Below are 14,095 nucleotides of genomic sequence, written 5' to 3'. Positions count from 1 at the left end.
AGTTGATTTAATCCAAGTTGTGAGGTTTGGGACATTTTTCTTGGCGTCGCAATTGGTAGTTACGTATATGTCCAAAAGCGATGATGCTTGAACCGAGCACAGTCAAAAGCACTTCACCAGTTTCTCCAAGTAATTCATGGCCCCAAAATGCGGTGAAAATAAGCAGTAGTAATCCCACTGCACCAATCAAAAACACGCGGCGAATTTTATGGTGGATATAACCCATAAGCAGCGCAATAAGGCTAATAGGTACCACTGCGTATAACAGCCATCTGTGAAACAACTCATCATTCAAGGCAAATAAGCCAGATAGAGGAGGAATAAAAATCAATAATATTGGGAGTAAAAGGCAGTGAATAACGCATAGAAACGAAAGACCGATCGCTGCTTTGTCACTGATTTGTTGGAACTTAGTCATGGATATCTCCAGGGGAGTTAGGCTCTAAACTTTGCTGGCAGTTTTTACATAAACTACTCAGCTCCATTTGAGAACCAACAGATAAAAAACCGGCTTCTTCTACTTGCTGCAAAAATGCCGTTACAAATTCTGTAGCGATTTCAAGGTCTTTTATGCAGTGGCAGGATTTACACACCAGAAAAAAAGGCGTTTTGTGATGACATGCGCCTACGCTGTGATGGCAAACAATGTATTTGTTAATCGAGCGAAGACGATGGACTAATCGAATGGATTCTAAAAAATCCAATATCCGGTAGATTGACATCGTTTTGATTGGCGAGTCAATTAAGAGGTTATAATGCTCGGTCAGCTCATAGGCTGACACAGGTGTATCTAATTCAAATAATACTTCTAAAACATGTTGCCGAGTTTCGGTGAGACGGTTGCCCGTTTTATCGCAGATATTCCTAGCTACCTTGACCATATCCTTCGCTGCTACAGTGCTCATCATAACCACGCTACAACTGAGGTATCACGGTTTAATACAGTTAAACCTTGACCCTTATCGATAACCCATTGCGCTTCAACACTCGTTAGCGAATTTATCCACGCAAATAAAGTCAGCGACACTTGGGTTACCTTTGATTGGCATGAATAAAGGTATTCCACTTCAATATCGCCATGTTGATGACTCGAATGTTCCTCTTCACCGTGGTGTTCAACCTCGATATCGTGTTCATTCTCATCATGGGACTCATGTTCTGTTAATGAGTTTTCGATGTGCTCTAAAGTACAATTTCCATTCAGTTCGAGCATAGATGTATGGTTCTTAAATTTTGTGATGACTTCACTCACCAAGTTTCGCTGCTGTTGAGACTCTGGCGCGTGCTCAAACCCGAGAACATCTGCTGCCGGCAAAATAAACTGTATGTGCCAGCTTTTGTTTTGTTGTGCTATTAGCATTTTTCCTTGTCCATGCACATGAGCCGATTCTTGCGCAACTGCTGAAAACGCAAAAACGACGAATGTCATCAATAACACAGTGCATTTATTCATAAATTAAGCTCCTATTTACTGCCACTCTGGATTGTCATGCAAATCAATATGATATAACATAACTTAAAACGACTAATGATACAATATAACATAACACTGGAGATTGGAATGTATAAGATATCAAGAGTAGCAGCACTTATTGGTGCACTCTTACCGGCTAGCGTGATAGCCCAATCAATTGAAGGGACCGTCAACAATAGTGACGGAGAAGCAATTATTGGTGCGCTAATTCGAGTTGAAGGTAGCACCAGTAAAACCGTTACTGATCAAGCTGGGCGCTTTGTGATTGATAATTTAAACGCCGGTAAAAATGAAATCCACCTTGCTGTTTCTGGTTATGCCCATCTTCACCAAGACATTGAATTAGCTGAGGATGACGTAAAAACTGTCAATCTGACCTTATCTCGTTCGCCGATTGAAGTGATTGATATTGTATCTACACCTATTCACATGTCGGTTATGGAATCGGCAGCGCCTGTTAACGTAATCGCAGGCGAAACATTACGTCGACAACAAGCCGCAACATTAGGGGATACCCTAGAAAAACTTCCCGGCGTACAAACAAACTTCCATGGCAACGTGGCCAGCACTCCAATTATTCGTGGCTTAAGCGGTCCTAGAGTACTCATTGCCCAAAATGGCTTAGATGTGAGTGACGTATCTAGAGTAGGCCCTGACCATTCTGTTGCTGCTGAGTCTTCAACTTCTCAACAAATTGAAGTACTGCGCGGTCCAGCAACGTTATTTTATGGTAGCGGCGCAATAGGTGGCGTGGTCAATGTGGTTGATGGTCGTGTACCAACTGATAGCACTACTCGAGGTGAGTGGCTAATTGAAAACAGTTCGGTTAATGATCAAAAGTTGGGTTCATTTAATCTGACTACCGGTTCTGATTCATTCGGATTCTATGCAGATGGTTATTGGCGTGAGTCGGATGATTATGAAGTGCCAGTGTCTCCCGAGTCAGACCACGACGACCACGACGACCACGACGACCACGACGACCACGATGAAGATCATGAAGAACATGACTTTGTGGTTGAAAACAGCGCTGAAGAATCAAGCGGTTTTACCCTTGGCGGAAGTTATTTGTTTGATAAAGGTTATGTGGGTGTTTCTGTTGAACAATTTAATCGTGAATACGGTATTCCCGGGCACACTCATGGTGAGGAAGAAGATGACCACGACCATGAAGACGAAGCAGCTGAAGAAAATGTATTCGCTGACCTAGAACAAACTAAAGTTCAAATACTCGCTGAATATAATCTTGATAATGACTGGGTAAAACAAATTAATTTACGCAGTGGTTTTACCGACTATGAACACGCGGAAATTGAAGCGGGTGAAACGGGGACATTATTCGAAAACGAAACCCAAGAACTTAAGCTCGATATTATTCATAGTACTTTCTCAGATTGGAACGGTGGTGTTAGCCTTCATTACAAAAACAGTGAAGTGGCTGCCCAAGGTGAAGAAGCGTTTACCCCTCCTTCTAAAGCGCAAACGATCGCGTTGGCGCTTATGGAAGAAAAACACATGGGCGACCTTTTATTGCAATTTGGTTTGCGAGTCGAGCGAGTCACCTTAGAAGCCAGCGATGTGTTATTGCCAACGTTAGAAGCTCATGATCATGAAGAAGAAACAGATGATCATGATCACGACCATGAAGATGAGCATGACCACGACGAAGAAACTAACATCACCCGAGTATTTGCGGCAGATCACGAATTTACCCCTGTCAGTGTATCAGCTGGATTAGTTTGGGAATTTACTGAAGGTTATAACCTTGGGCTTTCAATCTCACGCTCACAGCGAGCTCCTTCTGCCTCAGAGTTATTGTCATTTGGTCCTCATATTGGAACAGGCAGTTATGAGGTGGGTGCCTTGTTTGCACTACATCAAGAAGAAGACGAGACCCATATAGGTCTAACAGAACAAAATATAGATCTAGAAACCGCGAATAATATTGATTTGACCTTACGTAAAAGCCAAGGCGATTTAGCTTTCGTTTTTAACGTCTTTTACAATCAAGTTGATAACTATTACTACCAAGCAGACACGGGGTTATTTGCCGAAAGTGGCCATGATCACGACCACGGTGCTGAAGAAGAAGCTGATGAGCACAGTGATGAGTTACCTGTTTATATTTTTCAAACCGATGACGTGATTTTACATGGTTTTGAAGCCCAGTTAGCTTGGCAAGCAACCAATGAATTCAAGGCGACTGTATTCTCTGATATGGTTCGCGCGCGACTCAAAGATGGTGGCAATTTACCGCGTACACCTCCTATGCGTTTTGGTACGCAATTGAGTTACGAAAATCAAAACCTAAGTGCCCACTTAGATATCACTCGTTATCAAGAGCAAGACAAAATCACAGCGGCTGAAACCGTGACTGATGGTTACACCATGGTTGATGCCAGTATTTCCTATGACATTCCTATGTTCAATCAAGACATAGCCGTCTATCTCGAAGGTAATAATATAACTGACACTGAAGCCCGAGTGCATACCTCATTTATTAAAGATGTTGCACCTCGACCTGGACGCAATATTTCGTTAGGCGTACGCGGCTACTTTTAGTTTGGCATCGCAAATATAGAACAATATTTTCTGAATAAAGGAACACACAATGAAAAAATCATTTCAGCTTAATTTATTAACAGTCACTATCAGTAGTTTACTACTTTACGGTTGTGGTGATGCCGAAACTACCATTATTGAAAAAGACCCAATAATAGTAATTGATGAAGACGATGATCATGACGACCATGACCACGACGATGATGATCATGCTGATGACGAGTACACCATTGAATCTATGGGGCGTCTTGCCATATTGTCAGGTGATAGTAACGAAGCTGCAATTGTGGATTTAGATGACAATGAACTTCTGGATACATTCTCATTAATTCATGATTCAAACTCACTGACAGCGTCTGCGGATTTTCGTTTTGCCATAGTGGCGAGTCGTAGTAATGACTATGTGGGTTTTATTGATGGTGGTATGTGGCGTGAAGATCATGTTGCGCATCTACACGATTACGAGCAAGCACCGGAAATGAATCACCTTGAATTAACGGGTAGTCGTCCGACTCATATCGTTAAGCACGATGGCCACACAGCGGTATTTTATGATGGAGATGCAGATACGAGCACTCCGGCTGCTGTGCAAGTACTTAGTGACACGGATATCAGCACTGAAATTACTGATATACCTACTTTGAACTACACAACTAACATGCATGGTGTCGCTGAGCCGATGGGTGAGTATTTGTTGTCTACAGTAAGACGAGATGATGCAGAAAGTACCTCAGCAGCAAAAATCTTGCCTGACCAAGTAGCCGTTTATCATTTACATGATGACGAATATGAACAAGAGCAAGTATTAGATGTGTTGTGTCCTGACTTGCATGGTGCAGCGCAAAACGGGCATTACGTCATGTTTGGTTGCGCAGATGGAATATTAGCTGCCCATGCGCACGATGACGAATACGAAGCTGAAAAAATACTAAACATCGCAAGCTTAGATGGCTTACGAATAGGCAGTATTTATGGACATGAAGAAAGTGAAACCTTTATTGGCGTTGCTTCTGGTCATGAAGCGGGTGAAGCAATACTGATTAAGATCGATCCAGAAAACTCTGAGATGGAAGCACTAGAATGGCAACCAGAAATTGATGCAAGCCCAGTATCTTATGCATTCGCATACGAAGGTGAAGCCTTCCTAGTGCTAGACAGTAAAGGGTTTTTAAATATCTTAACTGCCCACGATCACGATGGTGAAGTGCATTGGGAATTAGCGGGAAGTGTCGATATATCTGAAGAAGACGTTTCTACTATGCCAGAAGGCATGTCATTTAGCATGACAGTCGCGCAAAATGATCACTATGTTTATGTCTCTGATCCAATAGCTCAACATGTTTTGCAAGTCCATGTAGACGACATGGAGATTGAAGGCGATATTGAGCTGGACTTTGCACCTGCAAGTATTACCTGGTTAGGTATAGCTGAAGAAGGGCACGAAGAAGATCACGATCACTAATCTGCCCGACACTATTGGAATTGCACTGAATGGGTCAATGAACCAGCCTCAAGGGCATAGACATACTTAATAATTAGGATGATTGTGAGCGGTCTACAAAGGTACAATTCCAAGAATAAAAAAGGTATAACACTGGAATAATCGTGGATACGTAAAGTATCCGCGATCTTTTAATAGTTGGGTTTTCACTAGGTAAAAAGTAATGATAAAAAACGCAAAATTTTTCGCACTTTTTCTGTGTGCAAATTTATTACTAGGGTGCACAACAACAGCCACTTCAAACAGTGATAACTTGAGACTGACTCCGTTACTATCGGATCAAGCAACAATTCAACCATCTGCTCAGCGCCAACAATTAATTCAACCCACGACCGGCTTTTTAAAAGTCGCGACTTGGAATGTAGAGCACTTAGCCTTTCCAATAAATACTGGTTGCAGACCAAGAACTCCTGAAGAAGTTGAAAAGCTCAAAACCTATGCACAATCTTTAAATGCTGACATTATCGGATTACAGGAAGTCGCCTCTGCCGAGGCAGTATCTGAAATATTCCCAACTGACGATTGGCAAGTAATCATGTCGCCTCGTCAGGACAGTCGCTCATATAACTGCCGGGAGTCGGGCTACCAATCGACTCAACAAAAAGTCGCCTTTGTGGTGAAAAAGCCAATACAAGTCGAAAATGTTCAAGCCATCGAAGACCTTGGGTTAGATTCGCCAGGGTTACGTTATGGGCTAGAAATACAAGTGGTGACTGACCTAGGTGTAGTTTCATTGCTGAATGTGCATTTAAAAAGTGGCTGTTTTGTTGATAATTACCGCCGTGGCGAAAAAGACGCTTGTAGCGTTTTAGCCAAACAGGCACCTATTCTTGATAATTGGGTAGAACAAAAAGAACAGCTAGGTTTGCCCTACCTCGTACTAGGTGATTTTAACCATAGATTAACCGCACCTTATAATCAGCTGACTCAAGAACTGATGAGCAGTGATGATGGTAAACAACGTTCAATTGTTAATACCGGTGCCAACCTCATTGGATGTCACCCTTATTATCCTGCGCCTATAGACCAGATTTTTGTTGGTCAGGTTGAAAATTCATCTATTGAATACCAAGCAAAAGTCCATCATTTTGAAGACATGCGGGTAGATTCGATGTTAAGTGACCATTGTGCCTTGTCAGCCACATTATCCAAAAAACAGTTACCTGTAACGAACTCTGTGAAATGGCTCACCAAAAGTAAAGAATACCCATTGATCACGCGCAGCATATACAAACTAGCTGAAGCGCGTTTGTCAGAATTAACCCTACCCAATACTCCATGGGCAGTAGTCATGGATGTTGATGAGACTGTGTTAGATAACAGCCCGTATCAAGTTATGTTGGATCAATCGGGTAACGCTTATACCCAGAAAACATGGACATCTTGGATTGAATTACGGCAGGCGTCGCTTGTGCCGGGCGCTGAAAAGTTTATTAAAAAGGTATTTTCGTTGGGAGGAAAAGTCGCACTTATCACCAATAGAGATAAAAGCCGCGATGAGGCTACTTGGAATAATCTATCAAAGTTACTCCCTATTACTCCAACCAATACTTGCCTTACAGGTAGGACCTTGATCGATAAAGAGTCTGTAAATGGTCAAGACTTAGTTAATGACAAAGATCTACGCCGCCAACAACTTGTAGATGGCAGCATCGATTGTTTTTCGGATCATAACGATTCAAACATATGGCAATCCGGTCATATTATTATCATGCAAATCGGTGACAATATTGAAGATGTAGGTGGTGTTACACAACACAGTGCCGGCATCGATGAATTAATCGAGCGTGCAAACAGCAATATATTTATTTTACCCAATCCTATGTATGGATCTTGGTAAAACTGATTGGAGAAAAGTGAATATGGTGACTCGTAGACAGTTTAATCAGGGATTAATCTCAATAGCGCTTAGCGGACTTGCTACACATTTAAAGGCGGCGAATGTATTAACTAGTTCGGCCGCAAATAACAACGGAATATCACTCGGCCCGTTGGTACCTGATATCAAGGGTGTACTCGATTTACCTCAAGGCTTTAGTTATCAAATAATCTCAAAACTAGGCGATCTTATGAATGATGGCTTAGCTGTGCCTGATCGAGCTGACGGAATGGGCTGTTTTGCTTTAGACGATGAACGTGTCGTATTAGTTAGAAACCATGAGATATCACCTTCGAAACATTCAATCTTGAACGAAGAACTTGCTGACAAACAAGCCGCACTAATCGCCAAAGCCTATGATACCGATAGTTCAGGCCAAGCATTGCCTGGTGGCACCACTAGTATCGTGTACAACTTAAACACTAAGCAGATCGAACATCAATGTATGACCTTACTTGGTACAATTCGAAATTGTTCTGGGGGCGTAACCCCTTGGGGGAGTTGGTTATCCTGTGAAGAGTCAGTGGCAAAAGCGTCGGATAAATTAAACAATGACCACGGTTATATATTTGAGGTACCCGCTCACGCAAGAGATTTAGTTGAACCGATTCCTATAAAAGCGATGGGTAGGTTTAATCATGAAGCGGCCTGTGTAGACCCAGCTACAGGTACAGTGTATTTAACCGAAGATAGGCAAGACAGTTTGTTGTACCGCTTTATCCCTAACAAAAAGGAAGACCTTCACGCTGGTGGAAAGTTACAAGCATTGATGGTTGTAGACAAACCACAATTCGACACACGAAACTTTGGGGCGCCTTTTATGCAACAAGAGCAGAATTACCTCTGTGAGTGGCTTGATTTAGATGATGTTGACAGCCCAGTAGATGATTTACGCCTACGAGGTTTTGCAAAAGGTGCGGCGCTGTTTGCTCGTGGAGAAGGTATCCATTTTGGTATCAACGAAATGTATTTTTGTTGCACTAGTGGTGGCAAAAAACAATTTGGTCAAATAATGAAATACACTCCTACGCCGCTCAATAGTCAGCAAAAAGCCGCTGAACAACAAGGTGTGTTAACTCTCTTTGTAGAAAGCAAGGATAAAGCTAGTTTTAACTACGGTGATAATGTTGCCTTCGCACCTAATGGTCACCTACTAGTGTGTGAAGACCAATACACTAATACCGTGAATAACCATCTTAGAGGTGTGACGCCACAGGGCGAAATTTATGACTTTGCGAAAGTGCATTGGCAAACTGAACCCGCGGGAGCGTGTTTCTCACCCGATGGTAAAGTGTTATTTGTTAACTTATATTCTCCAACCGCAACCTTAGCCATTACTGGCCCCTGGGACCATCTCTATGCATAAAATTGAACAAGTGCCTACCAATATCATTACTGGCGCTTTAGGGGTAGGTAAAACCACTTTGATTCAATCGCTGCTAAAGCAAAAACCGAGTAATGAAAGATGGGCTATTTTAGTCAATGAATTTGGAGAAATTGGCGTAGATGGTGCCTTGTTAACTGCGCCAGATGAGGACGGAATATATATTAAAGAAGTGCCAGGCGGATGTATGTGCTGTACTTCGGGTTTACCCATGCAGATAGCTTTAAACTTTTTATTGGCAAGAGCTAAACCCCATAGATTGTTAATCGAGCCTACTGGGCTAGGCCACCCTAAGGAAGTATTGCAAACCTTAAGTGAAGAACATTACAAAGAAGTGTTAGATATTCGCGCTACTTTGACGTTAATTGATATCCGCAAGCTTTCAGACAAACGCTGGCGAGCCCATCAACCTTTTCAAGAACAATTAGCAATAGCAGACCATATAGTGGTGACTAAGTCGGACTTATATCAAGAGGACTTAAACCCACAACTTACGGATTATTTAGATGAACTTGGTATCACAGAATTACCAATCAGTTATGCACAAACCGGCAAAGTTGATCCACAAATTTTACTTGAAAAATCAAAATACCAACAGCCGAGCAATCATCACACTCACTCCCATTCAGCCACCGCTGACCCAATGCAAACTATTAATCCACCTGCTACTGGCTCGATTAAAGTAGAAAATAGCGCCGAAGGTTTTTATTCCTATGGCTGGATATGTGCACCCACAAAAATTTTCGACTTTAAATCTGTTATGGATACATTTACACCACTTTCCATAGAACGTTTGAAAGCAGTATTGATAACGGAACAAGGTGTACTGGCCTGTAATTTAAGTGACGGTTGTTTATCAGTGAGTATGACAGGATTAGAAGAGGCCGCGGATTCTCGCTTAGAGATTATTAGCCAAGATAAAAATCTTGCTGAACAAAGCTGTAAGATCATTGAAGCCGCGTTTGATATAGTCTCGCAGTGAATCAACCGAATACATTAACCTTTAGCAGATGTTGTTCACATCTTATCTGCAATTTTAAATTGATAGATGTCAGCTTATTCGGTCAATCTATTTATGTGTTATGAGCTAATCCTTATTTCTGAGATTCTCATGCCGGTTTATCTGACATGAAAGCGGATTTACCAAGCCACCCATTGTAAGTATTTAGAGCAAATTGCAGAACTTATCTTTATATAGCGAAATTGTATCAGGCGGTGAGTTGGCGTCAGAAATACCCCAACCCCCTAACTCAAGTGATGATGTATATTTAACATTGTGCATATGAGATTATGTTCCAATAATTAGTAATAGAAGAGCTCAAACTTTCTCTACTATTGAAATTTGAAAATTAAGTCCAGCAATAGCATTGTGAAAAACATGTGCGCCAACAAAACTTAGAATGACATAAACAATGCGTAAAACCTGCTTACTTTTTGATAACGACGGCACCTTAGTCGACAGTGAATATTTATGTAATTTGGCGATTAAACAACAGTTTGCTGAATTAGGTGTCAATCTTGACGTTGACCATTTAGTAGAACATTACCGCGGTAAAAAAATGGCTAATATTTTATCAATATTGAGCTCTAAACATAAGGTACCAATTCCTGATAACTTTTTACCGGACTATCGCGAACGTGTAGCTAAATTATTCGAAAAGCAATTAAAACCGATCAAAAATGTTGAGCTTGCGTTGTCAAAATTACCCCAACAAAAAGCGGTAGTATCAAATGGCCCTAAATTTAAAATTGAGCATGCGTTAAGGTTATGTGGTTTAGGGCAGTATTTTGGTGAACGTATTTTCAGCGCTTATGATTTAGATAAATATAAACCCGACCCTGAAATTTACCTAAAAGTAGCAAAAATATTAGGCACAAAACCACAAGAATGTGTTGTCATAGAAGATAGTATCACAGGCGTAATGGCCGGTAGTCAGGCGGGTATTAGCACTTTATTTTACAATAAAACTCATGAGAAACATCAACTTACTAATGTAACTGATTTTGAAGACATGGCTGATTTACCGCAATTAATTGCTAATTTGCCTTCTGCCACCTAGGCGTATTTGATATTCCGGAAAGCCAGTAATAACCACTAATATGACTTTATTGATTATCGCTTATGGGGTATAAGTTGTTTAACCCTATGGGCTCGGATGCTTGGAGGCAAACATAAAGCTACTGCAACGTATGACTGAATGGGCGGGGTTCGGTGCAAAAACTGAACAGCTGATTTTTGCCCAGTTTAATGAGTTACTCACCAAAGTACCGCTATTATATTTTGTTTTGTTGGTCAGCTCACTGGCCTTAACTTATACCTACTATGGCGTTGCCCCAGACTATTTAACGGTTTATGTGGCAGCTTTTTTAAGCGTTGCCTGTATCCTAAGGGCGTTCAAGTGGTATCGCTTTAGATTTCAACAATTTACTCAACAACAAGCATTACACCAAATACGAATGACTGTGGTGTTCTCTATCATTATGGGGATTGGTTTTTCCATTTGGGGATTTGCGCTATACGACTATGGCGACATTAGTTTAAGAGTACATGTAGCCTATTACATGTCAGTTACAGTAATTGGCATTATTGTGTGTTTACTTCATTTGCCTGCTGCGGTTTGGTCAACCACTCTCACTGTAGGTGCGCCTTTTGTGGTGTTTTTTGTTAATACTGGTGAATTGATTTTTGTTGCCATTGCCGTCAACTTCTTACTGGTAGCGGCGGTTTTAGTGTTGATTACCTTGAGTTATTATCGGGCCTTTTCGAACGTTATAGCAGCTAAAGAAGAGTTGCAGACACAACATCAACATACTCAACAACTTAACATTCAAAATGAATTACTGGCGAATCTAGACGGCTTAACCGAATTAGCTAATCGACGCAGTTTTTCCAAACACCTTAGTAAAAAGTTAAGGGATAATATCGATAGACAAAGCTTTGTTGTGGCTTTGATTGATTTAGATGGTTTTAAACCAGTAAATGATATCCATGGCCACGCCGCAGGAGACCGAGTCCTAAAAGAGGTGAGTCAGCGTTTAATTAAGGTATTAAAAGGTAAAGGCTTTTTGGCGCGTATAGGCGGTGACGAATTTGCTTTGGTCATGGACCATGATAATAACCATGAGGCCATACAAGGCCTAGGCAATAACATCACCAAAGAGATACAAAAACCGTTTGAGATGCGTACTGGGCTAGTCCAAATTTCCGGGTCATGTGGATTCGCTATTTATCCCGAAGGCGGCGAAAGTGTTGATGAATTGATGGACAGTGCCGATTTTGCACTGTATGAAGCCAAGACTGCCGCCAGAGGTAGTTCCATCATTTTTTCTGGTGAACATAAACGTTTAATTAAGCAAAAATCAAAATTAGAATTGGCGCTGAATCAAAGCATCAAAAATAGTGAATTGAGTTTAAATTATCAGCCCATTGTTGACGGCAAAACGGGTAAAACCATAGCCTTAGAAGCGCTCGCAAGATGGAGTAACCCACAGCTTGGCATGGTACCGCCAGACGAATTTATCATGATTGCAGAAAAAAGCGGTATGGTAACTGAGATCACTTTATACCTATTTGAAAAAGCAGTTCGAGATCTTAAAAATTGGCCCGAGCATTTATTCTTGTCGTTTAACCTTTCTGTACATGACGTAATGAACAAGCAAACTTTGCAAAGGTTATCTGCAATACTTCAAGAACAAAGTGTATCTGCGCAGCGTGTCCAGCTAGAAATCACAGAGACAATCATGATGAGTGATCTCGAACATTGTTCGAGTACCACCAAAATGTTGCAACAAAAAGGTTTTATGATTGCTTTGGATGATTTTGGTTCTGGCTATTCAAGTTTGAGTTACCTCCATAAATTAGCGTTCGACAATCTCAAAATTGATCGCGGTTTCGTGAAAAATTTACTTGAGGATCCTCGTAGTCAAGGTGTGGTCAAAACCATTGTCGAGTTATGCAGCAGCTTTAATGTAAGTTGCACAGTAGAAGGCGTTGAAACCGCAGAGCAAAGAGACTTATTGCTTACTTTGGGATGTCAGCAGATGCAGGGGTATTATTTTTGTCGGCCAGCCAAGATTGAAGATCTCACCCTATGATTTACAAACAAGGGCAGAGTATAGTGGCAGCGCGGCGACCTTAACTCCTGCTTGCGTCTAACCAATTAAAGGTATACCTGTAAAACTGCCGTGAAAACTCATAAGTAGTCCATAAAGCACCAGACCAAGCAAAATAACCGCAATGTCCCATAAAAAACTGACTGGTTGTTTAGGCTTGTAACGCCCTCCTTTAGAAACTAAATACACATCTACAAGGGCAAATACACCAAAACTTAGGAATAGTATGCTACTGGCCAGATCGCCGTTAGCTGCCAAATGAGGGCCGCTCCAAAGTATCAATCCAATTAACATAGGGTGACGTACAAATCGCCTTATATTATTCGGTATATCAGCAGCACACATCATAATGACTGCAAATGGCATGGACACAAAAGCCAGAGTTCGTCCCCAAGGTAAGGGGTCCCAAAGAGGCACAAAGTCTGAAAGACTGAAACCATAAATAATTGACCCTAATCCAATTAAAGAAATTAGACTAAATAGCATTTTATATTTCTTCTCTCCCAAACCTGTTACTAACCGAGGTTTGAAAGGCGTTGATGGCACCAAATGAATTCCAAAGAAAACTATTGTTCCAACAATCAGTAACATCATAACTATGCCCCTTGCTGTGCCTGCAAATTATCGATAATTTTGCTTAGTACCTGCGCTGTAACTTGCAGATCCTGTTTAGGTATTCCCCGCGTAATATCTGCCTCTACCGCGTTTAGAATATCGTCAACCTTAGATATCTTTTTATTGGGAACTACCTGTAGATAATTGACTCGTTTGTCTGTTTTACTTTGAACCCGATTGACCAAGCCTTGGGCTTCGAGTTTGGAAATAGCAACAGATAGTGTAGCTGCTCTTACACAGAGTTTTTCGGCTAACGCTTTTTGAGTCATATTGTGCTCGCCCATCAATAAACCGGCAATACGCATTTCTTGGTATGTCATTCCAATTGATGACAACCTGCTTTCAAGGGTTTTTGCCATCACACGATGGATTTTTCCAAAATGACTGAGTAATGACTGATGAGTCTTCGTAAGTATTTTAACCATAAAATAGATATCGCTAGTTATTATATAGTTAGTCTAACTAACTAGTTTTACAAAATCAATATCTAGCTCGATTAAGCAAGAAGGCAGTTACTAAATCAATCATTCAAGGATTAAACTATTGTGATGTAAATTGGGGGCAGGC

The 14,095-nt window shown here is 41.2% G+C and carries 12 protein-coding genes; 7 read left to right on the top strand and 5 right to left on the bottom strand.

Features of this window, described 5'->3' with window-relative positions; translation table 11 throughout:
- Positions 1 to 7: 7 nt before the first annotated feature.
- Genes KO534_RS14780 through KO534_RS14770 form a run of 3 tightly spaced genes read right to left on the bottom strand, consistent with a single transcriptional unit; the run spans position 8 to position 1,453 of the window.
- Positions 8 to 418 (bottom strand): MerC domain-containing protein, encoded by a 411-nt coding sequence (locus KO534_RS14780; protein ID WP_215930434.1) that lies wholly within the window; start codon positions 416 to 418, stop codon positions 8 to 10.
- Positions 411 to 908, bottom strand: coding sequence for a Fur family transcriptional regulator (locus KO534_RS14775; RefSeq protein WP_252732162.1), 498 nt, complete (start codon positions 906 to 908; stop codon positions 411 to 413). The genes KO534_RS14780 and KO534_RS14775 overlap by 8 nt, the downstream gene beginning before the upstream one ends.
- On the bottom strand, positions 905 to 1,453 hold the full coding sequence (locus KO534_RS14770) for a ZrgA family zinc uptake protein (RefSeq protein WP_215930433.1): 549 nt from the start codon (positions 1,451 to 1,453) through the stop codon (positions 905 to 907). The genes KO534_RS14775 and KO534_RS14770 overlap by 4 nt, the downstream gene beginning before the upstream one ends.
- Positions 1,454 to 1,561: 108 nt before the next feature.
- Between KO534_RS14770 and KO534_RS14765 the strand changes: the two genes are divergently transcribed.
- The 7 genes from KO534_RS14765 (at position 1,562) to KO534_RS14735 (ending at position 12,895) form a co-directional block, all read left to right on the top strand.
- Positions 1,562 to 4,036 carry a TonB-dependent receptor gene (locus KO534_RS14765; RefSeq protein WP_215930432.1) on the top strand — a complete coding sequence of 825 codons (2,475 nt, stop codon included), beginning with the start codon at positions 1,562 to 1,564 and terminating at the stop codon, positions 4,034 to 4,036.
- Between the two features lie 49 nt (positions 4,037 to 4,085).
- A complete protein-coding gene (locus KO534_RS14760) occupies positions 4,086 to 5,498 on the top strand; it encodes a 5-methyltetrahydrofolate--homocysteine methyltransferase (RefSeq protein ID WP_215930431.1) in 1,413 nt (470 codons plus the stop codon).
- 202 nt (positions 5,499 to 5,700) lie between these two features.
- Positions 5,701 to 7,377, top strand: coding sequence for an HAD family acid phosphatase (locus KO534_RS14755; protein ID WP_215930430.1), 1,677 nt, complete (start codon positions 5,701 to 5,703; stop codon positions 7,375 to 7,377).
- A 22-nt stretch (positions 7,378 to 7,399) separates the two neighbouring features.
- Positions 7,400 to 8,782, top strand: a complete 1,383-nt coding sequence (locus KO534_RS14750; RefSeq protein ID WP_215931193.1) for an alkaline phosphatase PhoX — start codon at positions 7,400 to 7,402, stop codon at positions 8,780 to 8,782.
- Complete coding sequence (locus KO534_RS14745; protein WP_215930429.1) at positions 8,775 to 9,782, top strand: CobW family GTP-binding protein; 1,008 nt, start codon at positions 8,775 to 8,777, stop codon at positions 9,780 to 9,782. The genes KO534_RS14750 and KO534_RS14745 overlap by 8 nt, the downstream gene beginning before the upstream one ends.
- Positions 9,783 to 10,212: 430 nt before the next feature.
- A complete protein-coding gene (locus KO534_RS14740; protein ID WP_215930428.1) occupies positions 10,213 to 10,860 on the top strand; it encodes an HAD-IA family hydrolase in 648 nt (215 codons plus the stop codon).
- 100 nt (positions 10,861 to 10,960) lie between these two features.
- Complete coding sequence (locus tag KO534_RS14735) at positions 10,961 to 12,895, top strand: putative bifunctional diguanylate cyclase/phosphodiesterase (RefSeq protein WP_215930427.1); 1,935 nt, start codon at positions 10,961 to 10,963, stop codon at positions 12,893 to 12,895.
- A 57-nt stretch (positions 12,896 to 12,952) separates the two neighbouring features.
- Here KO534_RS14735 and KO534_RS14730 read toward each other — a convergent pair whose 3' ends face one another.
- Positions 12,953 to 13,507 carry an NnrU family protein gene (locus KO534_RS14730; RefSeq protein ID WP_215930426.1) on the bottom strand — a complete coding sequence of 185 codons (555 nt, stop codon included), beginning with the start codon at positions 13,505 to 13,507 and terminating at the stop codon, positions 12,953 to 12,955.
- Between the two features lie 2 nt (positions 13,508 to 13,509).
- Positions 13,510 to 13,887 (bottom strand): MarR family winged helix-turn-helix transcriptional regulator, encoded by a 378-nt coding sequence (locus KO534_RS14725; RefSeq protein ID WP_215930425.1) that lies wholly within the window; start codon positions 13,885 to 13,887, stop codon positions 13,510 to 13,512.
- Between the last annotated feature and the right edge of the window lie 208 nt (positions 13,888 to 14,095).

This window comes from Paraglaciecola arctica (assembly GCF_018861065.1).
GTDB lineage: Bacteria > Pseudomonadota > Gammaproteobacteria > Enterobacterales > Alteromonadaceae > Paraglaciecola > Paraglaciecola arctica_B.
This window is presented reverse-complemented; position numbering and strand designations above follow the sequence as displayed.